Genomic DNA, 23777 nt, shown 5'->3' with positions numbered 1-23777 from the left:
TCTTGAGCAAGAAAAACATGAAGATTTGTGATAAATCAAAAAAACTTGAACCTATATTGAAAAAACTTGGTATTTTGTATTTGTTTTTTTGGGATGATAATAAGTTATCACAAAGAAAAGGAGTTAGAATTATGAACAAAAGAATTATATCAGTGCTTGCTATTTTATTAGTAGTTAGTGGATCTTTATTTGCTAATGGTAGCCCTGAAGTTTCATTCTTTACTGGTAAAGTTGAAACCATTGATTTAATGAATGATATTATCAATGACTTTAACGCTCAAGATAATGGTTTTACTGTATCTCAAGAATATCAAAAAGATGCAAGTAATATTATCAAAGTTAAATTTGCATCAGGCGAAGTACCTGATATTATGACAACATATGAACAAGCTTATGTGGATCAAGGTAAATATCTTGATTTAAGTGATGAAGCTTGGTGGGATAGATTAGTTCCTTCAATGAGAGACAACTGTACAGATATTAAAACTGGTAATCAATACAGAGTTTGTACAAACATGACTATGGCTGGTCTTTTCTATAATAAAGATATCTATGATGAATTAGGATTAGAACCAGCTACAACTTGGGATCAATTTGTTAAAAACTTAGAAGTTATTAAAGAAAAAAGACCTGATGTAACACCATTATTTATTCCTGGTAAAGAAGCTTGGTCTTTAGGTCACTGGATTGAATTTGTTCCTCATGGATATATAAAACAAACTTTAGGTCCAATTGAAAGTAAATTAGCTATGTTAAATAACGAAAGTGATAAATTGAATTTTGGAGATCCTAATGGTGCCATGGCTGAATTTGCAAGAAAATTAGTTGAACTACAAGATAAAGGTTTAATTAACTCTGATGTATTAACTGCAACTGCTGATAATAGAACAGAAGCCTTTGTAAGTGGTAAAGCTGCAATGTTCTCCGATGGAATGTGGGCTCTTGGTGGTATTTTAGCTGCTAATCCTGATATGAATATTGGTTTTGCTCCATATCCTGCATATATGCCAAATTCAAAACCAGTAGTTCTTTCTGCAGAAGATAGTGGTTATAGTATCTCAGCTTCTTCAACAAATATTGAAGGCGCTAAAAAGTTCTTAACTTTCTTATTCTCAGCTGACAATATGAAAAAATATTCTGAAGCTTTAGGTTCTCCTAGTGCATTTAAAGATGTAGATGCTTCTTGGGCTCCAAAAGGATTTAGAGATGAAGTAAAAGCTACATTAAACTCAGCTGTAAATATTGGTTTTACAAATGAAAAACCTGCTGGATTCTCTGGTGATGATGCCGGAAGAATGGTTCAAGATTTATTTGCTGGAACATATACTCCTGAAGAATTTGCAAAAGCTTATCAAGAAGCTTGGGACAACGGTTTCTAAATTAAAATTGGTAGGGATTTATTCCCTACCAAACTTTTAAGGAATAATTATGAAAAAAAGAATTGATGGAATTCAACTAATGAGTATTCCTGCAGCAATGTTGTATGGAATTTTTTTTATCTTTCCTCTTTTACAAGGTATTAGATTAAGCTTTACAGATTGGGATGGAATGGGAAAAGCCGCATTTGTTGGATTACAGAACTATATAGATTTTTTTAGTGATTCAAGAGCTCTAGGAGATATAAAGACTACTGTATTATTTGCAATTGGAAGTGCCTTTTTATTAAATCTTGTTGGTTTAATTTATGCACTTATAATGAAGAATAAATTTAAATTTCAAGCTTTTGTTAGAGTAGTTATATATCTTCCAGCAATTATTAGCCCTTTAATTATGGGATATATTTGGTATTTCTTATTACAACCTGGAAGAGGGTTTATATATAGAGCTGCAGAATTTTTTAATTATCAAATTGCATGGAATTGGATGGGACAATATTCTCATACAATAATTGTTTTAATCTTAGTAAATGTTTGGCAATATGCTGGAATGACTATGATTATTTATTTAGCAGGACTTAAAGCTATACCTAATGAGTTGTATGAATCAGCTAAAATAGATGGAGCTTCTACTCTGCAAATATTTAGTAAGATTACAATGCCTTTATTAATTCCTTCAATCAGAATTAATGTAGTAACAAATATTATTGGATCTTTATCAGTCTTCGATATAATCATGAGTTTAACAGAAGGTGGACCAGGATATTCAACCGAAAGTTTAAGTATTTATATCATGAGAATGTGTTATGGAAATAAAACAGGTTATTCAACAGCAGTTGCAATGATTTTATTCTTATTAATTTTAGTACCTGTATTAATTTCATTTAAGCTTACTAAATCTAGGAGTTAGGTATTATATGAAAAATGTAAATTACATAAAAATATTAAAAACACTTTTTATAATTTTAATTTGTATAACTTGTCTTTTACCCTTTTATGTTTTAATTGTTTTATCTTTAAATGATCCTAGTACTTTGTTTTATGAAGGGAATATGTTTCTTCCTGATTTTCATTTTTCAAACTATTTAGAAGCATTTGCTAGATCACATATTTTAAGAGCTATGCTTAACTCTTTAATAATAACTTTAGGATCTTTAGTTTTATCTATTATTACAGGGGGAATGGCAGGATATTCAATTGCTAGAAAGGCAAGTAAATTTAATTATATATTATTTTCTGTTTTAATTGGTTGTATGATGATTCCTGGTATTATTAATACTGTTCCATTATATACTTTAATGAGAAAAATACATGGAGTAGATACTCTTTGGGGAATGATATTTGTTACATCAACTTTATCTCTTCCAACTTGTGTATTTATTTATACTACATTTATTAGAGAATTACCTAAAGAATTAAATGAAGCTGCAGAAATTGACGGATGTACAGGAATTAGTGCATTTTGGAAAATAATTTTTCCATTATTAAAGCCTGCAACAGCATCTTTTGTAATACTTAATGGATTTGGAATTTGGAACAACTATGCTCAAGCTGTATTCTTCTTACAAAGTAATAAGAAGCATAATGTACCACAAGCATTATCTGTTTTCTTCCAACAATTTGCAGGAGCAAAATGGCATTTAGTTTCAGCAACAGCCGCTATAGCAATAGTACCAGTTGTTGTTATTTTCTTGATTTTCCAAAAACAGTTTATGAGTGGATTAGCAGATGGAGCAGTTAAAGGATGATTAATAAATTATATTTTGATAAAGCAAATTATAATAATTTAGATAATATTAAGTTATTTCTTGATAGTGATAATAAGAGAAAAGTTTTAATCGAAATTTATAAATTTGATGAAAAAGTAAGTTCTTTTTCTATTGAATTAAGTACTGGGTTAAATACTATTAATTTAGGACCTTTTGATAGTGTAATTGCGGGGTATAGAGTTTTTATTAATTATGATGAAAAGCTTTATACAGCAGTTTTTTCAATAGATTCTAAACAAGAAATAATTAGATATGGATTTTTGAGTGATTTTGAAAAAGAAGATAATGATTACGATATATCTTGGATGAAGGATAACCATATAAATTATGTTCAATTTTATGATTGGTCATATCATCACGATGATATGGTAGCAAAAACAATTGAATATAATGATTCTATGGGAAAAGCTAATAATTTAAATGTCATAAAAAATAAGATAATTAGCTGCCAAAATAATGGTATGAAAGCTATGGCTTATGGTCCAATATATGCTGCAACAAAAGAGTATTACAACAATCATAAAGAAGATGCTTATTATGCTATAGAAAATAAGCCTTTATCTTTTATAGATACTTTTTATTTTATGAATATTTCTAAAGATTGTAATTGGAGAAGTCATATTATAAATGAATATAATAAGAGTATTTCTCAAGTTGGTTTTGATGGAATTCATTTAGATACTTATGGATATCCTAAAAGAGCTCTTGATTATAATGGTGATGTTAAAGAATTAGATAGTGAAATTTTAAGCTTTTTAGAACAAGTTTCTACTGATTTAGATGAGGCAAAATTAATATTTAATAATGTTGGGGCTTGGCCATTAACAAAAGAAATTGGAGATACCCAAAGTGCAGTATATATTGAAGTTTGGCCGCCATATGAAAGTTTCTATAATTTAAGAGAAATAATAAATAAAGCAAAAGAGAGTTATAAACCTGTTATAATTTCTGCATATATAGCTAGTTTTAGATTAGATAGAGAGAGAGCTTTATATAGTGCATTATTTACAACTTTTTATATAAATTCTTTAGGTGCTACACATTTATTCTTAGGTGAAGAAGGTTGTGTAATTACCCAAGGTTATTATTGTGATTATTCTAAATTGAGGGATTTTGAAAAAGATATAATTAAAAGATATCAAGACTTCTTTGTTTCTTATCAAGATATTATTTATGATAAGAGTTTAAAGGATGTTACTATGACTCACTGTGGTTGGGATAATCAAGAATATATAGTTGAAGGTAATTATTCTCTTACAGCTGAAAAAAATCATATCTCAGTAAATATTAGAGCTAATAAGAATAAACACTTGATTAGTCTAATGAATTTAGAGAATAATGATAATCTTTGGAATTTAGGGAAAGAGGAACCTTTATTATCCTCAAAACTTAAATTTAAAGTTCAAGTACTAAAATCAGTAAATAAATTATATTTATTAGATCCTGAAAATAATAGTTATTTGCCAATAGCCTTAGACTATAAACAATATAAAGGGGAGAGAAGCAATGTAATTGAATTTGAAGTTCCACCCTTTAAAGTTGGTTCTATTGTATATCTTGAGGAGCAAAATTAATGATTCAAGTAACAGCTAATGAATATGTAGCACTACCAAATATAAACGAAAATGATGCATCAATTCCATATTTAACTGTTTTAAATATGGAATATAGAGGGATGCTAGAGCTTGATGGGACTTCTTTATTAAAACCAACTATTAAGATTAATAATAAAGAAATAAACTTAGAGAATAAATTAAGTTGGACTAGAGTTTGTTATTGGATTCCAAAGGCAGAGTATGAGAATAAAGATTTTAAACTTTCAATTATATTTTTAACTCCTAAAGATCATAAAGCTTTGGTAGTTAGAGTTTCTATTGAAAATAAAAGTAATAAGAGTTTTGATTTTGAAATAGCATTAAATTTAAATTGGTCAAAAACTTATCATGTAGTAAATGAAAGTTACGAAATAAAAAGTGAGATAATTGAAAAAGAGAGTAATTGGAATCACGCTAAAGTTTATCAACAATTTAATAAACTTCCATTAATCTCTTTAGCTCCTATGGAAACTAATAATAGTTATGGAACTTTGGATGTAGCTGAAGTTTATAATTATGATTATTTCTTAGGTGTGGGATATGAAGAAGTATCAGCTTCCACTGCTGCAAAACATCTTAAAAGAATTGAATTTGATGAATTATTGAAAGAAAATGTTGCTTTTTTAGAGAGTAAAATTATTAGAAATAATGATTCATTTTTAGAGATGATATTAAATACTAATCTATTTTTCTCTTATTATTTTTCAGCTGGAAAAACATTAGATAGTGAAGAATTAGTTTTAGCAACTTCTCGTTCTCCAAGATATTATGTATCTGCAGCATATTGGGATAGAGATTCTCTTTTGTGGAGTTATCCTTCCTTTTTGTTAATTGATGAAAAGCTTTCAAAAAAAGTTTTAGAGTATGTTTTTACAAAGCAAATAAAAAATATAGGTGAGCATAGTAGATTTATTGATGGATCTTTATTAGAACCTGGTTTTGAATTGGATGAACTTTGTGCTCCTGTATTAGCCGTAGAAAAATATATTAATAAAACTGGGGACAATTCAATTCTTGAAGAATCTTATTTAAAGAGTGGATTACATCTTATTCTAGAAAAATTGCAAACAAAAAGACATAAAGATATTGCCTTATATGAAACTTTCTTAATGCCAACTGATGATTTTACTAAGGAAAAATATCTAACTTATAATAATGTTTTAGTTTATAAAGTTTTAATAATTTTATCTCAATATTTGAAAGATGAGAAATTAGTTGTTGAAGCTGAAAAAGTTAAAACAGCAATTTATGATTTTTTGGTAAAAGATAATATGTTTGTTTGGTCTAGTGATTTAAATGGACATTGGAGTATCTATGATGAACCACCTGGAAGTTTGCAATTATTAAACTTTTTAGGTTTCTGTGATAAAAGCTCTTTGATTTGGAACAATACAGTAAATCATATCAGATCTAAAGATTATAAATTATCATTTGCTACAAGTAGTATAAGTGAAATAGGGTGTGCTCATGCACCTCATCCTTGGATTTTATCTCTTTGCAATAGTTTATTATGTGGTTATGGTAAAAGCGCTATAGAGAATTTGAGAAAAATGAAGATGGATAATTTTATTGCTTGTGAAAGTGTAGATGAAGAGAGTGGAAAATGTGCAACAGGAGAAGCCTTTGCAACTTGTGCAGGATTTTTAGCTTATAGTTTATATACTTATCTTAACCATTAAATTTGTGGTTAAGATAATTTTCCTTATTTAATTAATTTTTATTTAAGTATATCATTAAATAATAAAACTAAAGAATAAGGAGAAAATTATGGATTTTTTTGATGTAGTTAATACTCGCTATTCATATCGTGGAGCATTCGATAATAAAAAATTAACACAAGAAGAAATAAATAAAATATCAAATTCTGCAATTGCAGCTCCCATTGCAATGAGAGTTCATTCTACAAGTTATATAGCAATAACTGATGAGAGAATAATTAAAGATTTAGGTAATATAATTAATACAAACGGAACAAAAACGGCACCTTTTTTATTGGTTTTATTAACTGAAGATAAAACAAGTAATACTAGAGGTATGAATTTTATATCAGAGAACTATGCTGCAGCTTGTGAGAATATATTATTAAGTGTTACAGCATTAGGCTATGCTACAGTTTGGACTGATGGTTTTTTGAGAAATAAAATAGCTAATGATAAAATAAGAGAAATTTTAAATGTTCCTTCTTCTAAAACAATAAGGGCAGTACTTGCTATCGGTAAGCCACTTAATCCTGAAATGCCAAAAGAAAAAGTAAAAATTGAAGAACTAGTTGTTTTTAATAAATTTTAGTACAACTTTGGTTATATTTTTAGGAGAAACTTTTTGAAAAAGAAAAATCATTTACCTATTTTTGGTGTCGGCCCGTTATATGTTATATCAATTTTATTAATCACTGCTATCTTAATTTATCTAGATAGTAGGGGAGTATTTAGTCAATTTAAAGTAAATTCATTAAAAATAGTATTTCAAATTCTAGGAATTTTTCTTGCTTTAGAAGGTCTTATTATTTGGATTTTTGCGGTTATAATTTCAAGAATAGATGATAAAATTAAGGATAATAAATTAATAACTACTGGGATATATAGGTATGTTAGAAATCCAATTTATTCTGCTTTTTTGTTCGTTTGTACAGCCATAATTTTATTTTTAAATAATTATCTATTTTTACTTGCTCCAATATTTTTTTGGATCTTTTTAACACTTTTAATGAAGAATACAGAGGAAAAATGGTTAATAAAAAAGTACGGAAATGCTTATTTAGAGTACTCTAAAGCCACAAATCGTTGTATTCCTTTTTTCAAAGGAAAATAAATTATAAAATTATAAATTATTAAAATTGACATAATGAATAAGTAATGATAACATTGATTAAACGATTAATCAAATTTAAAGGGAGAAATGAAATGAAAAAGAGATTAATTTTACTAGCTAGTTTGTTCTGTTTTGTTAGTGCATTAACTTTTGCTAGTGGAAGCAGTGAAACAAACACTGCTAATGATCAAGCGTTGAACCAAAAAGTTACTATGAAGGTTTCAACTTGGACAAGTAATAAAGATCAAATTGCTTTATTAAGTTCTTTTGTAGATGAGTTCGCTCAAAAGAAGGGTATTGATATTGATTGTGAATTTGAAACCATAACTTTTGGTGAATATACAACAAAATTATCAATGGAACTTCAAGGTAATGATGCACCAGATGTTTTTTGGATGTTAGAAACAACCGCTCCAACATTTGTATCATCTTCTTTGTTAGCTGATTTATCTTCTGCATTACAAGAATATGATTTTGCTGATTTATCTCCAGCTGCTATGTCATTATGGGAAAAAGATGGAAAAGTATTTGGTGTTCCATTTTCAACATCTCCATTCTTTATTATCTATAATGAAGATTTATTTAAAGAAGCTGGTCTAAAAACTCCAGAACAAATGAAAGCTGATGGAGAATGGACTTGGGAAAACTTTAGAAAAGTAAGTAAAGAATTAACTGATGCTACAGGTGTTTATGCTTATCAAACTCCAGATGGTGGTGGTTATGATGCAAGAATTTTACATAACTTAGTACCAATTATTAGATCTTATGGTTCTGATGCTTGGACTGATGATAATCAAATTTTAATTAATTCTGATGAAAGTGTAGAAGCTGTAACTTTATTCCATAACATGGTTTATAAAGATGGTTCAGTTGTTCCTCCAGGAAACCAAAGTGATTTCTTTGCAGGCGATGCTGCTATGACAATGGCTCAAGTTTCACGTATTTCTAAATTAGAAGGTGCTTCTTTTAATTGGGGTATGGTAACAATTCCTGAAGGTCCTGCAGGGGAAGTTCCTGTTATTGGACAAGCTGCAATTTGTGCTAATGCTAAGAGTAAAAACGGTAGTTTAGCTGCAGAATTAGTTGCATATATGACAAGCAAATCTTGTGTAGAAAGAATGGCTGGTATTTGGCCACCTGCAAGAAAATCTGTATTAACTTCTGATGCTTTCTTAAATAGTAATAGTGCTGTTACTCCAGAGCAAATGAAAGATACAGTTGCAACCTCAATCAATAATGGTAAGGTATTGCCATCTCATCGTTTATATCCACAAATCGAAGTTGAATCAAAAATGGTTTGGGATAAATTATGGAACGCAAATGCTGATGTAGCATCTGTATTAGATGAAGTCGCAACCGTATATAAAAAATACATTAAATAATTAATATAATCTAGGGCATTTATTATAGGAGTGAGAAGTTGAAAAAAAGTAATCATGAGAAACATAATTTGATTGGATATCTTTTTATTGCACCACAAATGTTAGGGTTTTTATTTTTTGTAATGATGCCCTTGATATCAATTTTTATTTTTTCTTTTCAAGAAAAGAACTTATTATTTGGTACATCTTTATTTGCTGGATTAGAGAATTATAAAAATTTAGTTCAAGATTCTGTGTTTAGTAAGACTTTGGTAAATACAATTGTATTTTCTTTAGGTGTTGTGCCAATAAACTTAATATTGTCATTAACTCTAGCTTTATATTTAGGAAAGAATAGATTTGAGACATTTTATTTAAAAACAATTGTATTTTTACCTGTTGTTACAAGTGGTGTAGCTTGGGCTATTGTTTTTAAATATATTTTGCAAGGTGGAACAGATGGCCCATTAAACTACTTTTTATCAGTATTTGGGATACAAGGCCCAAACTGGTTACATGAAGTCAGATGGGCAATGTTCAGTGTAATTATAACTAGGGTTTTAAAAAATGTTGGGATGAATATTTTAATATTTTTAGGAGCCGTACTTAATTTACCTCAAGATGTAATTGAAGCTGCAAAGATTGATGGCTGTAAAAAGCTTTCAATGTTCTTCAAGATAAAATTACCTCTTTTGATGCCTTCGGTATTAATGGTAATGATAGTAACAGTTACGGGATCTATGAGAGTTTTCGATACGATTAAATTAATGACTGATGGCGGACCAGAAGGTTCTACAATGGTAATTGTTTATTATATCTATCACCAAGCATTTAAGATGTTTAATACTGGATATGCTAGTGCTATATCAGTCGTTTTATTCTTAATAATTTTAGTTTTGACATTATTACAATGGAAAGTTAGAAGGAGAGTTTCATATTATGAAAATTGATAAAATCGTATCTATATTTTTTAGGATTCTTCTTGTAACAGTATTAACAATATTTTTTGTTTATCCATTTTGGTGGATGCTTGTTAATTCATTGAATAATCCAGCAGATATTTTTGGAAAACCAACTCTATTACCTAAAGCTTGGAAATTTTCAAACTATATTGAAATATTTAAGGTTCAACCATTTGGTAAACATTTCTTAAATACTCTTATTGTTGCAGGTTTTGGTACAGTGGGAAACATATTATTTTCATCTTTAAGTGGATATGCCTTTGCAAGGATTAATTTTAAAGGAAGAAACTTCTTTTTTATATTATTGCTTATGGCACTTATGATGCCAATTGAGGTTATAATTATACCTTTATATACTCAAATGTCATCACTTCATTTAACTGATAGCTTTTTCCCATTAATACTGATTCCAATTTTCTGTTCACAAGGTGCTTTTTCTTCTTTTATGTTTAGGCAACATTATATTACTGTACCAAAAGAATTAGAAGAAGCAGCAACTTTAGATGGACTTGGAACTTTTGCAATATTTAAAAAGATTATGTTACCAATTTCTATGCCGATTATAGCTTCAGCAGGGATTCTTGCCTTTTTATCAGTATGGAATATGTATCTAGAACCATTAGTATTTATAAGTAGTATTGATAAATTTACTCTTCCATTATCATTAGCTAATTTTAATGACAGTTATGGTCTTCCACAATGGCATTTACAATTAGCAGCAACAACTCTATCAGTTGTTCCAATAATGGCAGTTTATTTATTGTTCCAAGAAAAAATAACCAATGCGATGGTAAATTCAGGTCTAAAATAGGAGAGGTTATGAAATATGATGTGGTTATTGTAGGTGGTGGAATCTCAGGTTCCATAGCTGCAATTGCATGTTCGAGAATGAATATAAAAACACTTTTAATTGAAGAAAAAGGTTGCTTAGGTGGAGCTTTAACCAGTTCTGGAACAGGTCCAATGATGACTTTCCATGCTGGAAAAGAACAAGTAATAAAAGGCATTACTGATGAACTAATCCAAAATCTAGTAAAAAAAGGTTTATCAGTTGGACATATAATAGATTCAACAGGTTACACATATACTGTTACTCCTTTTGATAGTGAAGGGTTAAAGTATGAATTAGAAACTATGGTAAATGATTCAAATTGTGATTTGTTATATCATAGTGTTATTACAAAAGCATATGTTGAAGATTCACTTTTGAAAAAAGTTGATGTTTTATCCTGTGGTAAACATTTTGAAGTTTCTGCAAAAATCTTTATTGATGGAAGTGGGGATGGGGACTTATTGTACCAAGCAGGGGTTCCTTTTACACAAGGTAGAGATTTAGATGGTAAAGATCAGCCAATGAGTATGAATATGAAACTAGCTGATGTTGATATCTCTTTAATAAGAGATATCATGGATAAAAATGTTGAGCTATTTCCTTTTTTGAAAGAAAAAGCAGGAATAGAAAAACAAGCTAGTAGATTATCTTGCTCTGGATTTCAAGATATTATGAAAGAGGGAATAAAGAATGGGGGAATATCTTTTGATAGAGATATAGTGCTATTCTTTGAAACAAATACTAAAAACGAAGTAATTGTTAATATGAGCAGAGTAAATAATCTAAATCCAGTTGATCCAATTGAAATTAGTAAAGCTGAAGTTGAAGGAAGAAAACAAGTTTGGCAACTTTATAAATATTTAAAGAAAGCTGTTCCTGGTTTTAAGAATTCTAAATTAATTACTACTGGTCCAAATATTGGAATTAGAAGTTCAAGACGTTTAATTGGAAATTATACTATTAATGTTGAAGATATTTTAGCTGGGAAGAAGTTTGAAGATGGAATTTCTGCTTGTGGATATCCTGTGGATATACATTCTAGCGATGGTGCTGCAACAAATAGTACTTTCCTAAAATATGGTGTATGGTATACTATCCCTTATAGATGTTTATTAAACAATAAAATAAAAAATATCTTAGCGACAGGAAGAATTATTTCCTGTACATTTGAAGCTCAAGCCTCCCTTCGTGTTTCTCCTAGCTGTGGAGCAATAGGGCATGCTTGTGGAGTTAGTGCTGCATTATCAATAATTAATAATGTATTACCAACTGATTTAGATGCTAATTTATTAAGAAAAGAGCTAAAACAACAAGGAGCTTTTTTAGATTGAAAACAAATAAAAGGGTAACTATTCAAGACATAGCTAATGAGGCTGATGTTTCTTATGCGACTGTTTCTAAAGTCTTAAGTGGAAAAGTTGGTGGAAATATCAGAGTAAGTGAAAAAACTAAAAAGAAAATTTTAGAAGTTTCTAATCGTTTAGGATATGTTCCTAATCATATGGCTAGAAACTTAAAAAGCAATAATTTATCACTAATTTCAGTTTTTACATATGAAAATATGAGTGATTGTGAAATTCAAAGAGAGTATTTTGATTTCTATATTGGTGTTTATTTACAAGGTGAAAAATTAGGATTGGATGTATTATTTTTAAATACAAGAAAAAATATTGCATCTTCTTCTAGGGTTACCTTATCATCAGGCGCCATTATGATTGGTGTAGAAAGAGATGATAGTGATATTAAAGCTTTGGCGAAAAGAAATTTCCCTTTAGTATTTGTTGGTAGACGTGAAATTGAAGGAATTAATACCAATTGGGTGAGTTTTGATTATGAGAATGTAATATTTGAAATTTTTAATTCTATAAATAAAAAGAATATAAAGAAAATATTATTTTTTAAATCTTCAAATCATACAGAACCTTATGATGATAAAAGAAAATTTGTATCAACCTATGCTAAAAAATTCTCAATTGAGGTAATCACTTTAACCTTAGACAAAGAATCTGATTTAACAGATGAACAAAAACTTCTTATAAATGAAGTAGACTTTTGTTTGTTAGATAGAATTTGGCAAGTTCCAGTAATTGATAAATATTTAAAAGACAATTTACTAGAACTTGGTAAGGATAAATTTGGAATAGTTATGGAAGATGATTGGTTAAATATTGGAGATTGGACTTGTTGGAATAAGCAAAGACAAGAGTTAGGTGCCCTAGCTACAGAACATTTGTATTCAATCTTAAATAAAAAGGAACTTCCAGATAAGAAATTAGTTCCATTAAATTTAATTTATAAAAATAGTTTTAAAATTTGAAGGTAAAAAGAAAATGGAAAAAGCTTTTTTAAAACAAATAAATGATCTCTATGAAGATCAATTAATTAACCATGAGCTAAACTTTTGGCTTGATAATGGTTTTGATAAAGAAAATGGTGGACTCTATACTGCCTTAGATAGAGATGGCTCTATTCTAGATACAGATAAAAGTGTTTGGTTTCAAGCAAGAGCTCTTTGGATATATGCAACTGCTTATGAAAAATATAAAGATGAAAGATATCTTGAATTAGCTACTTCTTTAGTAAAGTTTATTGAAGCTCACTGTTTTGATAGTGATAATAGAATGTTCTTTAGAGTAACTAGTGATGGGAAACCTGTAATAAAAAGAATAAGATATTACTTTAGTGAAGCTTTTACTATTATGGGGTATTGTGTGTATGGAAGAGTGACTAATAATCCTGAATATATAGAAAAAGCATATCAATTATATTTATTTGTTGAAGATTTAAAAAAGTCTAATATTTTAGTTCCTAAAATGACTAGAAAAGTAAGAGATTTTGGTGGACCTATGATTTTACTTAATGTTCTATCTGAATTAAGAAAATCATATCCAAATAAAAGTGAAGATATAAATAAATATATTGATCAATTATTATTAGAAATTAAAACTTACTTCGTTAGAGATGATTATCAAGCTGTTATTGAACAATGTTTAGAAAATGGTGAGATAAATAAAGATCATTTTGAAGGTAGAATGTTAAATCCTGGTCATGCAATTGAAGGTGCTTGGTTTATAATGAATGAAGGTTCAAGTAGGGGTGATCAAGAATTAATTCAACTTGGTTTAAAAATTCTTAATTGGATGTTTGAAAAAGGTTGGGATAAGGAATATGGTGGAATAATTCAATATAGAGATTTATTGAATAAAAGTTTATCAGAGTATCATCAAGATATGAAATTCTGGTGGCCTCAATGTGAAGCTGCAATTGCTCAATTGCTAGCATATTCTTTAACAAAGGACGAATCTTATTTAGAAAAATTTAAAATGGTAAATGATTATATTCAAAATAATTTTGTTGATAATGAATATGATGAATGGTTTGGCTATTTACATAGGGATAATTCTTTAGCAACTCCATTAAAAGGAAATATGTATAAAGGTCCTTTTCATATACCAAGAATGTACTTAAAATGTTTAGAAATCATTAATAATATAAATTAATTATAAAAAAAATTAGGAAGCTATTATTAATTATGGTATACTCCTAATATCATTAATTGTTATGAGAATCATTGTGTTTAACCTGTTTGTTATCATTAGTTAGGGAAAAACTAATTAAAACTGGTTTGCACAGGATTCTTTTTTTGTTTTTTATAGATAAATAATTTTGTTGTTTAATTAGACTTTTCATGTATTATTATAAATATAGGAGAGTTGTGTGGAGTCCAATTCATTAAAGAAAGATTACAAATATTGTGAAAAGTTAATAAAAAAAAGCTCTAAAACATATTATAAAGCTTTTGTAAAACTCCCTATTGAAAAAAGAAAAGCCGTTTTTGCTGTTTATGCTTATTGTAGATATGCTGACGATATTGTTGATATTGAAAAAGATAGAAATAAATTGCATTCATTACTGAGAGAACTTGATGATTTTAATAAAGGTCTTGATATTGATAATACAATTTTTAGAGTATTAAGAGATGTCTTTAATAAATACGATATGGATATAGCCCCATTTTATGATATGATAAGTGGACAAAAAATGGATCTTGATTTTAATGGAATTGAAACAATTGAAGATTTAGATAACTACTGTTATTATGTTGCCTCCTCCGTTGGTTTAATGATTTTACCAATAATTGCAGAAAAAAATTATTTACAATTAGCTGATGAAGCGATAGCTTTGGGTAAAGCAATGCAATTTACAAATATCTTAAGGGATATTGGTGAAGATTTTGATAATGGAAGAATTTATTTACCTTTAGATTTAATAAATAAATTTAATGTAAACATTGAAGATATAAAAAATAAAAAAGTCACTGATGAATTTATTTTATTATGGGAATATTTAGCTAATATAGCTCAAGACTATTTTAATAATTTCTATAAAGTGGTAAAAAGATTTGATAGTGATAGTATAGATGCGGTATTAAGTTCTGCTGTTTATTATAATGCTATACTAGATGTAGTAAGAGAAAATGATTATGATTGTTTATCGAAACGTAATATTATAATTGATTATAATATATTTGAAGAAAAATACAAAAAAATATTGGAGTAAAAATGGGTTACTTAGTTTCTTTTATGTTTGTTTTTTTAATTATTGGTATCTCAACAATATTAGAAAAGAAAAAAATAATTGGTTCAGAAGGTACAAGAAAAATAATACATATTGGAGTATGTAACTGGTGGTTTATTGCTATGTATTATTTCTACGAACCAATTGTTGCCTTAATTCCAGCATGTTTTATTTTAATTAATTATGTTTCGTATCAAAAAAATATTTTTACTGCGATGGAAAGAAGAGAAGGTGTAAAAGATTTAGGTACAGTTTATTATTCTATATCTTTATTTATTTTAGCTATTTGGACTTTTAGTATGGGTCGTCCAGAAATTGGTTTAATGGGTATTCTAATTATGGGTTATGGTGATGGCTTAGCTGCAATAATTGGAAAGAAATATGGTAAAAAGCCATTTTTCTTAAATAAAGAGAAATCAATTCCAGGTAGTTTGACAGTATTAGTTGTTTCCTTAATTATAGCTTTTTTAATATTAAATTTTTATTATGATATTTCTTTAGGTAAGGGATTTGCTTTTAGTTTATTAATTGCAATACTTGCTTCCTTAATTGAAGCAATAACACCTTTAGGATTTGATAATTTAACACTCCCTTTAAGTACTAGTATAGTATTTTATTTGATAACACAGATGATATAAAGGGGCAAAAATGGCTTTTGGTATTGGACTAATTTTAAGTTTTATAATTGCTTTTCCTGCTTACAGGAAAAAAGCATTAACATTTAGTGGATTTATTGCTGCTTTAATTTTAGGAGCATTATTGTATTATGCTGGATCATTTTTAGCATTTAGTACAATGATTGTATTTTTTATTACTTCCTCTTTGTTATCGAAGTTAAGTGGTGATAAAGTTTTTGACCAACATATAGTTGCAAAAGGTTCTTGTAGGGATCATGTTCAAGTTCTTGCAAATGGAATAGTTCCTTTAACTTTTGCTTTTTTATATAAATTTAGTTCAAATGAGATTTTCTTTTTATCAATAATAATAGCTTTTGCTTGTGCAAATGCAGATACTTGGGCTTCTGAAGTAGGAAGTCAAAGTGATGAAATTCCTCATTACATAATAAAAAGGCAACCCGTTACAATAGGGCTCTCTGGGGGCGTAACTAAAGCGGGGTTTTTAGCATCCTTTATAGGCTCTGGAATAATTAGTCTTTGGTATATACTTTTTATATCAGTAAAAGATGGTTTTGAAATTAAAAGTTTAATTATATTCTTTATAATAGCTATATTTGGTTTTATTGGATCTTTAATAGATAGTATACTTGGAGAGTTAGCTCAAGCAAAGTATGTTTCTTGGAAAGATGAAAACAGAATAACTGAATTAGCTGTTGAAGATTTTAAAGAAAATCGAATCATTTCTGGCTTAAAATGGGTAGATAACAACTTGGTTAATTTTATAAGTGCTTTATCTTCTGCTTTATTAGGTCTTCTTATTTTATATTTCATTTAAAAAAAATAAAAAAAATATTGTTAGTGTTGTCTAACCTATTGACAATTATCTCTAATTAGAGTAATTTTAAATCACAAAGAAGATAAAGGTAATAAATATGGTAAAACAAGAGTTAAAAGCTTTTATAGCAATGAGCAGAGCTTTAAATGAAATTAATAGAAACACTATATCAATAGTGAAAGAATATGGAATTTCTACTTCTCAGTTTGCTGTGTTAGAAGCACTTTATCATAAAGGTGATTTAACAGTAGGTGAAGTACAAGAAAAGATTTTAAGCACAAGTGGTACTATTGCTGTTGTAATTAGAAATTTAGAGAATAGTGGCTTGATTTATAAAACTCAAGATTCGAATGATAAAAGACGATACATATTGAAACTTAGTGATAAGGGTTTAGATTTAATAGCTAAAGTTTATCCTAAAAACGAAAAAATGCTTTTATCAGTAATGTCTAGTTTAAATCAAGATGAGCTTAACAATTTGCTTTTATATATGAAAAGACTTACTGGTTACAATCATACTTAAAAAGTAAATATATTACTTATAGATTGCTTTAAAGCAATTAAAAATATTTAGTTGGAGAAAAAAATGAAGATATTAGAAACATTAGAAAAAAGAAGATCATATTACGATATAAATAAAAACCTTCCTGTAAGTGAAAGAAAAGTTTTTGACTTAGTTGAAAAGGCAACAGAATTAGTTCCTGATGCTTTTAATATGAAGAGTTCAAGAGTTGTAGTAGTTACAAAAGAAAAACAAGACCAACTTTGGGACAAAATTTATGATGTTTTTGAAGGCAAAGTCGCAAGAGATAAAATTGATAGTTTCAAAAATGGATATGGTACAGTTTTATTCTTTGTAGATGTTAATACAGTTAAGAATTTAGAAATTCAATTCCCTCTATATGCACCAAAATTCATTGAATGGTCAAAGCAATCGGTAGGTATGTTAGAATTATCTATTTGGTCAGGATTAAGAGAATTAAATATTGGGGCATCTTTACAGCATTACAATCCTGTAATTGATGAGGCGATTAGAGAAATGTTTGATTTACCAGAGAATTTTGTTTTAAATGCTCAAATGCCTTTTGGTGGAATCAATTCAGAACCAGATGAAAAACCTAAAGAAGATATTTCAAAACGTGTAACAATTTTGTAAAATTCAGAATATAATAAAAATCCTATTGTTTTATTTATATAAAATGATAGGATTTTTTATATTAAGGGGAGATGTAATAAATTGAAAATTAAAATTGATAAAACTTTATATGCAATAAGTAAATTAGATAAATATGATAAAATCCCAGCTTGGATTAATTTTGATAGCTTTTTTTCAATTACAAATACTGATGAAGAATTTTCTATCGTTTGCGAAGAAAAATTTGTTCCAAAAAATATTATAAGTGATTTGGGGTGGAATATATTAAAAATTGTAGGGCCATTAGATTTTTCATTGGTAGGAATTCTTTCAAATATTAGTAGTATATTGGCAAAAGAGGGAATAAGTATCTTTGCTATTTCAACTTATGATACAGATTATATATTAGTAAAAAGTGACAAAATAGACCAAACAATTGAAGTCTTAAAAAGATCTGATTATGAAATAGTTGAATAATAATTAATATATCTTATATTTTGTTAAGTGAAACAGTTGCCAATCCTTTGTTGCTGTTTTTTTTATATAGTTTTTTCTTGACAATAGTGTATAATACACACTATTGTGTTAGTAGGAGTAATGATGATGGATAATGAAGATAAACTTTTAGAAAATTTATTTGGAGAGTTAAAGAGAGGTACTTTAGTAATAAGCGTATTATTAAGTGTTAAAGAACCAATCTATGGCTATTCTCTTGTGCAAAATCTTCAAGCTAATAATATAAAAATTGATAAAAATACTCTCTATCCATTATTAAGAAGATTGGAAAAACAAAATCTATTAAGTAGTTTTTGGGATACAAGTGAAAATAGGGCAAGAAAATATTATCAAATTAGTGATTTAGGAAAAGAGGTTTTAGCTAAGTTGATAGATGAGTGGAAAGAAATTAATAGCAGTATAAACAATATGCTATGAGTCTGGAGGTACATAAATGGAATTAATTGATAAATATATTTATGCAATAGGTAAACAGCTCCCAGCTGATTCTAAAGAAGAAATTAAAAGGGAATTAAAATCTTTACTTTTGGATGAAATTGAATCTTCATATGGTAGTAATCCAACTCAAGAAGAAATCGAAAAGACTATTTATGAATTTGGATCACCAAAAGAAGTTGCAGCAAGATATAAAAAAGATAATATAATTATTGCAAAAGATTATACTGATATTTATTTTTTACTTATTAAAATTCTAATTGGTGCGATGGCCATAGCTTTTGCGGTTATATTTGTTGTTGATTTATTCACCAATTTTGAGAACTTTAATCTTTTAAAAAGTATATTAAAGTTTTTCGGTAATGTTTTTACCTCTAGTTTAAGTGCAATTGGGGCTCTTACATTAGTCTTTATTTTAATTTCAAGATGTACTGAAGAAATCGATTTTGAGATGGACAAACCTTGGTCTATTAGTGATCTAGATAATGTTGATGTAGATGTAGCGCAAGAATCAAAGTTAGAACTTGGCTTTGGAATTTTCTTTTCAATAGTAGCCTTAGCTCTTATAAATGTATTTCCTAATTTCATGTCTTTTTTAGAAAGGTCTTTTGAAAGAAGTCAAATTACTTTAGGGCATCATATAAATATACCTGTTTTTAAAGAGATCTTGATTTTTATAACTATTGTTTGGACTTTAGAAATTATTCTTTTAGTAATAAAGTTTATTGTGGGAAATACAAAATATACTAGTGCTATAGAATTATTAATGGATGGCGTTAGTGTTGGACTATTAATATTTATTGTTCAAAACAAGAATCTTTATTTAGATTATAGATCATTATTAGGTTTTAGAGGAATATTTGTTTTTGTATTAGTTGTTTCAATTATTGATTTGATAGCAAGCCTAGCTAAATTTATTAAACACTACGTGGTAGAGGCTAATATATAAATTTTAAATAAGTATAAAAAATGGTAGCTATTTAGCTACCACTCTCTTAATGATTTCCTATTTTTTTATATATTAATTTATGGAGTATGTGATTTTTACATTACTAACATAGTCACCAGCAGGAAGATCTGCATTACCTTTCCAGCTTAAGTTGAATTTATTTACTAATAAGTCAACGTGTTTACCAGCTGTAAGTATATTAATCTTAGTATCAGTGTTTACTTTTGGAGTAATTTTTGAATCAAAATTTTCTGTACCACCATTTAATGTTGTTACAAATGATTCTGGTACTACATTAACTGTTACTGTTAAATCGTTATTTAGATTACTTGAAGCTATAACTGTAAAATTACCAGTTGAACCATCTGCTGTTATTGGTGCAACTGCAATATCTTTATCTGTTGTTTGATCTGCAATAACAGTGCCTTCATAAGCTAATTCATATGAAACTGCTGTTTCTGCAATTTTTGTTACTAATTGAACGTCTGCTGATTTTTCAGATTGTACTGTAGCGAATACTGGTACTGATACTATTATAGCTGCTGCTAGGATTGTTAATAATTTTTTCATAATTTTGTTTTCCTTTTAATTATTTTTGTTTATTTAGTTTCTTTATGGTTTAAATATATTACAACTTGTAACTTATGTCAACAATTTTAATTAAAAAATATTTAAAAATATGTTAGAAGTTATTTAATTCCATGTTGTATAAAGAATTAAATAAAAAATAAAAATAATAACATATATCACTTATGAAATAAGCTGCTAGAAAATATTGTTAAAGGTCCTCTTTTTATTATTGTTTTATAAACTAACAAGATTTAAAATAGATATAGGATAGGAGGCTTTGTATTATGATTGGAGCGATAATTGGTGATATTGTTGGTTCTCGTTTTGAATTTAATAATTATAAGAAAAAAGATTTTCAATTATTTAATGATGAATGCAGAGCTACTGATGATTCTATTTTAACATTGGCAATAGCAAAAGCTATTATGGAAAGTGAGAAGATTTTAAAATTTTCTTTGGCATCTAAGTTTAAAAATGATGAGTACTGTAAAATCTTAAAACAACAAACTATTAAATATCTTAGAGAATTTGGTTTGAAATATCCAAATAGTGGATTTGGTCGTATGTTTTATAAATGGTTGTTTTTAATTAATCCTCAACCATATAATAGTTTTGGTAACGGTGCAGCTATGAGAATAAGTCCTGTCGGTTTTTTTGCTAGAACTATTGATGATATTTATATGCTCTCTGGATGTGTTACAGATGTTACTCATAATCATAGTGAAGGGTTAAAAGGGGCAGAAGCAACTGCAGTTGCAATATTCTTATCTAGATGTGGATTACATAAGCATGAGATAAAAACTAAGATTGAAGAAAAGTATTATAATCTTAATTTCACAATTGATGAAATTCGAGACGAATATGAATTTAGTGCAACCTGTCAAAATACTGTTCCCCAAGCTATTGTAGCTTTTTTGGAATCTACTTCTTTTGAAGATGCAATTAGAATTGCTGTTTCCTTAGGTGGTGATAGTGATACAATTGCTGCAATAACAGGAGCAATTTCTCAAGCATTTTATCAAGTCCCAAAAGAACTAGAAGAAAAAGCTTTGACTTATTTAGATAGTGAATTAAGAGAAATTTATGATCAATGGAAAGCCTTTATTGAACATAAAGAATGCCAATATTAATTTGCCTTATTATTGATACGTGTTAATAAGATTATATTACATATTACAAAAATAGTTCCTACAATCGCTAGGAATATAAAAGCTATGTTTAGAGAGAATAAATCCCCAATCTTACCAATTAAAGGGAAGATAAAAATCATAAAGAAACTAAATACCATACTGGATAAGGAAAGAATTGTTGCTCTGTTTTTACTTGGAATTAATTTATTAATATAATCACTCATAGCAACATATATAAAACTTTCAACAATCATCATTAAAATATAGAAAACATAAGCATAAGGAGTTAGAGCAATTAGCCAAATACATATAACTGAAATTATTGGCATAATTAGTAATATTCCTTTTTCTTTAATCCTTTTTTCAAGTCTAAAGGTTTGAGTGCTTGCAATAGCTTCAAATATTGCTGATATAGCAAAAATTAATCCAATAAAAAATTCATCGTGATTACTATTTTTTAGATAATTTTGCATATAGAAGAATAAACTTGTTCCAAAGGTTAAGATTATTTGAGTAAAAATAATAAAGAAACCAATTTTTTTATTATCCTTTATAGCCGTGTAACTCTGTTTTATTTGGAGTTTTAGAATTTCTAAACCTTTTTTATTTTTTATATCATCTTTTTCTATATTAGGTTCTTGAAAACTAAAGGCTTGAAATATTGTGATTGCTATGAAGATTAATGTAATTATAAAAACATATTTATAATCAATCGTAGCTAAATAACCACCAATTATAAAAGCAAAAACCTGTGCCATTTGATATGAAAATTCTTGTTTCCCAGATATTTTCATATAATCTTTTTCTAAATTTATTTCTTTAAGAGAATCATATATTAAAGCTTCTCCAGCACCAGATTCTAAATTATATGATAAAGCGATAAAAACAAAAGAGAAGGCAAACATGAAAAAGTTATTGGCTAAAAGTAATATTATTATGCTAATAAAAGCTAATATTCTCCCAATAATTCTACTAGTTTTTCTTCCATATATATCTGCCACTAAACCAGTTGGTACTTCCATTAAGAAAGAGGTTATATGGAAAATACCCTCAAGTAATCCTAGTTGTGCTAAACTCATTCCCTTCATGGCTAAATAAATCATCCAAAGACCATGAGTTAAGTTTAAATTTGAGAGAAATATAAAAATATAGTTATTAATAATATTGTTTTCTAATCTTTTTTTGTAATTCATAATTAAAGCCTATGTCCCATAGTATATGTTGAATCTTTTTGATTTGTAAATAACAACAATTATTTTGATTGGTTATATGCTTTTATTTAAAAGATGTATTATAATGAAAATATATTCATATATAAGGAGGCAAAATATATTGAAGATTAAAACTTATCAAAGAGAAGTTCCAAAAATTGTTCTAGGTTGTATGAGAATTAATAACAAAAATGATGAAGATGTTGAGAGATTAATTGAAACAGCACTAGAAAATGGAATAGATTTTTTTGATCATGCCGATATTTATGGTAGAGGGGAAAGTGAGAAAAAATTTGCTAAGGCTGTAAAAGCTTTAAAACTTGATAGAGATAAAATGATTATTCAATCAAAAGCTGCTATTAGACCTGGTGTTTGTTATGATTTTTCTAAAGAACATATAATGAAAGCAATTGATGGTAGTTTAAAAAGATTAAATACTGATTATTTAGATTTCTTTTTATTTCATAGACCAGATCCTTTAATGGATGTGAATGAAGTAAGTGATATAATAAATGAATTATCATTAAGTGATAAAGTAAAATCTTTTGGAGTAAGTAATCAAGATGCTTATCAAATGAATTTATTAAATACATATTGTGATAATAAATTTGTAGTAAATCAATTGCAAATGAGTATCACTCATTGTCCAATGATTGATAGTTTTGTAAATGTTAATATCGAAAATAAACATGCTGTTAATCGTGATGGTGGTATGTTTGAATATAGTATTTTAAATGATATTACTCTCCAAGCTTGGTCTCCTTTCCAATATGGATTTTTTGAAGGAATCTTTTTAGATAATGACAAGTTTGTAGAATTAAACAAAGTAATTGTTGAATTAGCGGATAAATATCAAGTTTCAAAAGAAGCTATAGTTGTTGCATGGTTACTACGTCTTCCAATGAAGATGCAAGTAATTGTTGGAACTACTAATTTTGAAAGACTAAAAAGAATCTCTCAAGCTACTAAATTTGATTTGACTAGAGATGAGTGGTATCAATTATATTTAGCTGCTGGGAAAAAATTACCATAAAAAACATTGACAACTCTCTATGTATTTTGGTACAAATTACATAGAAACATTTCTATGTATTG

Annotated in this window: 25 protein-coding genes; 23 read left to right on the top strand and 2 right to left on the bottom strand. The window is 27.8% G+C overall.

Translation table 11 applies throughout. From position 1 onward, the window contains the following. Window positions 1-2 precede the first annotated feature (2 nt). The 21 genes from ACZ5RS_RS00770 (at window position 3) to ACZ5RS_RS00670 (ending at window position 19771) form a co-directional block, all read left to right on the top strand. Complete coding sequence (locus ACZ5RS_RS00770) at window positions 3-1379, top strand: ABC transporter substrate-binding protein (RefSeq protein ID WP_464636963.1); 1377 nt, start codon at window positions 3-5, stop codon at window positions 1377-1379. Between the two features lie 49 nt (window positions 1380-1428). Continuing rightward, window positions 1429-2286: a carbohydrate ABC transporter permease gene (locus ACZ5RS_RS00765; RefSeq protein WP_464636962.1), complete on the top strand. Its 858-nt coding sequence runs from the start codon at window positions 1429-1431 to the stop codon at window positions 2284-2286. 7 nt (window positions 2287-2293) lie between these two features. Beyond that, window positions 2294-3124 carry a carbohydrate ABC transporter permease gene (locus ACZ5RS_RS00760; protein WP_464636961.1) on the top strand — a complete coding sequence of 277 codons (831 nt, stop codon included), beginning with the start codon at window positions 2294-2296 and terminating at the stop codon, window positions 3122-3124. After that, a complete protein-coding gene (locus tag ACZ5RS_RS00755; protein WP_464636960.1) occupies window positions 3121-4719 on the top strand; it encodes a glycoside hydrolase family 66 protein in 1599 nt (532 codons plus the stop codon). Before ACZ5RS_RS00760 ends, ACZ5RS_RS00755 begins: the two co-directional genes overlap by 4 nt. Further along, window positions 4719-6419, top strand: a complete 1701-nt coding sequence (locus ACZ5RS_RS00750) for a glycoside hydrolase family 125 protein (RefSeq protein ID WP_464636959.1) — start codon at window positions 4719-4721, stop codon at window positions 6417-6419. Before ACZ5RS_RS00755 ends, ACZ5RS_RS00750 begins: the two co-directional genes overlap by 1 nt. Window positions 6420-6507: 88 nt before the next feature. After that, window positions 6508-7029, top strand: a complete 522-nt coding sequence (locus tag ACZ5RS_RS00745; RefSeq protein WP_464636958.1) for a nitroreductase family protein — start codon at window positions 6508-6510, stop codon at window positions 7027-7029. A 33-nt stretch (window positions 7030-7062) separates the two neighbouring features. Further along, window positions 7063-7551, top strand: coding sequence for a methyltransferase family protein (locus ACZ5RS_RS00740; RefSeq protein ID WP_464636957.1), 489 nt, complete (start codon window positions 7063-7065; stop codon window positions 7549-7551). 92 nt (window positions 7552-7643) lie between these two features. Then, on the top strand, window positions 7644-8933 hold the full coding sequence (locus ACZ5RS_RS00735) for an ABC transporter substrate-binding protein (RefSeq protein ID WP_464636956.1): 1290 nt from the start codon (window positions 7644-7646) through the stop codon (window positions 8931-8933). A 38-nt stretch (window positions 8934-8971) separates the two neighbouring features. Next, on the top strand, window positions 8972-9862 hold the full coding sequence (locus ACZ5RS_RS00730) for a carbohydrate ABC transporter permease (protein WP_464636955.1): 891 nt from the start codon (window positions 8972-8974) through the stop codon (window positions 9860-9862). Continuing rightward, window positions 9852-10685, top strand: a complete 834-nt coding sequence (locus tag ACZ5RS_RS00725; RefSeq protein WP_464636954.1) for a carbohydrate ABC transporter permease — start codon at window positions 9852-9854, stop codon at window positions 10683-10685. The genes ACZ5RS_RS00730 and ACZ5RS_RS00725 overlap by 11 nt, the downstream gene beginning before the upstream one ends. A gap of 8 nt (window positions 10686-10693) precedes the next feature. Beyond that, on the top strand, window positions 10694-12037 hold the full coding sequence (locus tag ACZ5RS_RS00720; protein ID WP_464636953.1) for an FAD-dependent oxidoreductase: 1344 nt from the start codon (window positions 10694-10696) through the stop codon (window positions 12035-12037). Continuing rightward, on the top strand, window positions 12034-13023 hold the full coding sequence (locus ACZ5RS_RS00715) for a LacI family DNA-binding transcriptional regulator (RefSeq protein WP_464636952.1): 990 nt from the start codon (window positions 12034-12036) through the stop codon (window positions 13021-13023). The genes ACZ5RS_RS00720 and ACZ5RS_RS00715 overlap by 4 nt, the downstream gene beginning before the upstream one ends. A 13-nt stretch (window positions 13024-13036) precedes the next feature. Next, a complete protein-coding gene (locus tag ACZ5RS_RS00710) occupies window positions 13037-14206 on the top strand; it encodes an AGE family epimerase/isomerase (protein WP_464636951.1) in 1170 nt (389 codons plus the stop codon). A gap of 217 nt (window positions 14207-14423) precedes the next feature. Continuing rightward, window positions 14424-15266 (top strand): phytoene/squalene synthase family protein, encoded by an 843-nt coding sequence (locus ACZ5RS_RS00705; RefSeq protein WP_464636950.1) that lies wholly within the window; start codon window positions 14424-14426, stop codon window positions 15264-15266. Window positions 15267-15268: 2 nt separating this feature from the next. After that, window positions 15269-15922: a diacylglycerol/polyprenol kinase family protein gene (locus tag ACZ5RS_RS00700; RefSeq protein WP_464636949.1), complete on the top strand. Its 654-nt coding sequence runs from the start codon at window positions 15269-15271 to the stop codon at window positions 15920-15922. Between the two features lie 10 nt (window positions 15923-15932). Then, the gene (locus ACZ5RS_RS00695; protein ID WP_464636948.1) at window positions 15933-16736 is read left to right on the top strand and encodes a DUF92 domain-containing protein; all 804 of its coding nucleotides are present in this window, start codon (window positions 15933-15935) and stop codon (window positions 16734-16736) included. A gap of 97 nt (window positions 16737-16833) precedes the next feature. After that, a complete protein-coding gene (locus tag ACZ5RS_RS00690; protein ID WP_464636947.1) occupies window positions 16834-17259 on the top strand; it encodes a MarR family winged helix-turn-helix transcriptional regulator in 426 nt (141 codons plus the stop codon). A gap of 63 nt (window positions 17260-17322) precedes the next feature. Beyond that, window positions 17323-17892 carry a nitroreductase family protein gene (locus ACZ5RS_RS00685; protein ID WP_464636946.1) on the top strand — a complete coding sequence of 190 codons (570 nt, stop codon included), beginning with the start codon at window positions 17323-17325 and terminating at the stop codon, window positions 17890-17892. 81 nt (window positions 17893-17973) lie between these two features. Beyond that, window positions 17974-18348: an ACT domain-containing protein gene (locus ACZ5RS_RS00680; protein ID WP_464636945.1), complete on the top strand. Its 375-nt coding sequence runs from the start codon at window positions 17974-17976 to the stop codon at window positions 18346-18348. A 123-nt stretch (window positions 18349-18471) separates the two neighbouring features. Further along, window positions 18472-18804, top strand: a complete 333-nt coding sequence (locus tag ACZ5RS_RS00675) for a PadR family transcriptional regulator (RefSeq protein ID WP_464636944.1) — start codon at window positions 18472-18474, stop codon at window positions 18802-18804. A 16-nt stretch (window positions 18805-18820) separates the two neighbouring features. Beyond that, window positions 18821-19771 carry an HAAS signaling domain-containing protein gene (locus ACZ5RS_RS00670; protein WP_464636943.1) on the top strand — a complete coding sequence of 317 codons (951 nt, stop codon included), beginning with the start codon at window positions 18821-18823 and terminating at the stop codon, window positions 19769-19771. Between the two features lie 72 nt (window positions 19772-19843). On the opposite strand, the gene ACZ5RS_RS00665 is transcribed toward ACZ5RS_RS00670, so the two are convergent. Next, on the bottom strand, window positions 19844-20341 hold the full coding sequence (locus tag ACZ5RS_RS00665) for a hypothetical protein (protein ID WP_464636942.1): 498 nt from the start codon (window positions 20339-20341) through the stop codon (window positions 19844-19846). Window positions 20342-20625: 284 nt separating this feature from the next. Between ACZ5RS_RS00665 and ACZ5RS_RS00660 the strand changes: the two genes are divergently transcribed. Next, window positions 20626-21471: an ADP-ribosylglycohydrolase family protein gene (locus ACZ5RS_RS00660; protein WP_464636941.1), complete on the top strand. Its 846-nt coding sequence runs from the start codon at window positions 20626-20628 to the stop codon at window positions 21469-21471. On the opposite strand, the gene ACZ5RS_RS00655 is transcribed toward ACZ5RS_RS00660, so the two are convergent. Continuing rightward, window positions 21468-22664 (bottom strand): MFS transporter, encoded by a 1197-nt coding sequence (locus ACZ5RS_RS00655; RefSeq protein ID WP_464636940.1) that lies wholly within the window; start codon window positions 22662-22664, stop codon window positions 21468-21470. The genes ACZ5RS_RS00660 and ACZ5RS_RS00655 overlap by 4 nt on opposite strands. Before the next feature lie 139 nt (window positions 22665-22803). On the opposite strand from ACZ5RS_RS00655, the gene ACZ5RS_RS00650 reads away from it, so the two are divergent. Then, window positions 22804-23715, top strand: a complete 912-nt coding sequence (locus ACZ5RS_RS00650; protein WP_464636939.1) for an aldo/keto reductase — start codon at window positions 22804-22806, stop codon at window positions 23713-23715. Window positions 23716-23777 lie beyond the last annotated feature (62 nt).

It is taken from the genome of Pleomorphochaeta caudata, from assembly GCF_055395745.1.
Note: the sequence above shows the minus strand (reverse complement) of the source record. Positions and strands in the feature narration are given on the sequence as shown.

Coding starts and splice junctions, on each gene's coding strand:
- ACZ5RS_RS00720 (WP_464636953.1), top strand. CDS start 10,694: ATGAAATATGATGTGGTTATTGTAGGTGGTGGAATCTCAGGTTCCATA.
- ACZ5RS_RS00655 (WP_464636940.1), bottom strand. CDS start 22,664: ATGAATTACAAAAAAAGATTAGAAAACAATATTATTAATAACTATATT.
- ACZ5RS_RS00750 (WP_464636959.1), top strand. CDS start 4,719: ATGATTCAAGTAACAGCTAATGAATATGTAGCACTACCAAATATAAAC.
- ACZ5RS_RS00675 (WP_464636944.1), top strand. CDS start 18,472: ATGATGGATAATGAAGATAAACTTTTAGAAAATTTATTTGGAGAGTTA.
- ACZ5RS_RS00695 (WP_464636948.1), top strand. CDS start 15,933: ATGGCTTTTGGTATTGGACTAATTTTAAGTTTTATAATTGCTTTTCCT.
- ACZ5RS_RS00725 (WP_464636954.1), top strand. CDS start 9,852: ATGAAAATTGATAAAATCGTATCTATATTTTTTAGGATTCTTCTTGTA.
- ACZ5RS_RS00760 (WP_464636961.1), top strand. CDS start 2,294: ATGAAAAATGTAAATTACATAAAAATATTAAAAACACTTTTTATAATT.
- ACZ5RS_RS00670 (WP_464636943.1), top strand. CDS start 18,821: ATGGAATTAATTGATAAATATATTTATGCAATAGGTAAACAGCTCCCA.
- ACZ5RS_RS00665 (WP_464636942.1), bottom strand. CDS start 20,341: ATGAAAAAATTATTAACAATCCTAGCAGCAGCTATAATAGTATCAGTA.
- ACZ5RS_RS00710 (WP_464636951.1), top strand. CDS start 13,037: ATGGAAAAAGCTTTTTTAAAACAAATAAATGATCTCTATGAAGATCAA.
- ACZ5RS_RS00700 (WP_464636949.1), top strand. CDS start 15,269: ATGGGTTACTTAGTTTCTTTTATGTTTGTTTTTTTAATTATTGGTATC.
- ACZ5RS_RS00755 (WP_464636960.1), top strand. CDS start 3,121: ATGATTAATAAATTATATTTTGATAAAGCAAATTATAATAATTTAGAT.
- ACZ5RS_RS00685 (WP_464636946.1), top strand. CDS start 17,323: ATGAAGATATTAGAAACATTAGAAAAAAGAAGATCATATTACGATATA.
- ACZ5RS_RS00765 (WP_464636962.1), top strand. CDS start 1,429: ATGAAAAAAAGAATTGATGGAATTCAACTAATGAGTATTCCTGCAGCA.
- ACZ5RS_RS00745 (WP_464636958.1), top strand. CDS start 6,508: ATGGATTTTTTTGATGTAGTTAATACTCGCTATTCATATCGTGGAGCA.
- ACZ5RS_RS00735 (WP_464636956.1), top strand. CDS start 7,644: ATGAAAAAGAGATTAATTTTACTAGCTAGTTTGTTCTGTTTTGTTAGT.
- ACZ5RS_RS00690 (WP_464636947.1), top strand. CDS start 16,834: ATGGTAAAACAAGAGTTAAAAGCTTTTATAGCAATGAGCAGAGCTTTA.
- ACZ5RS_RS00660 (WP_464636941.1), top strand. CDS start 20,626: ATGATTGGAGCGATAATTGGTGATATTGTTGGTTCTCGTTTTGAATTT.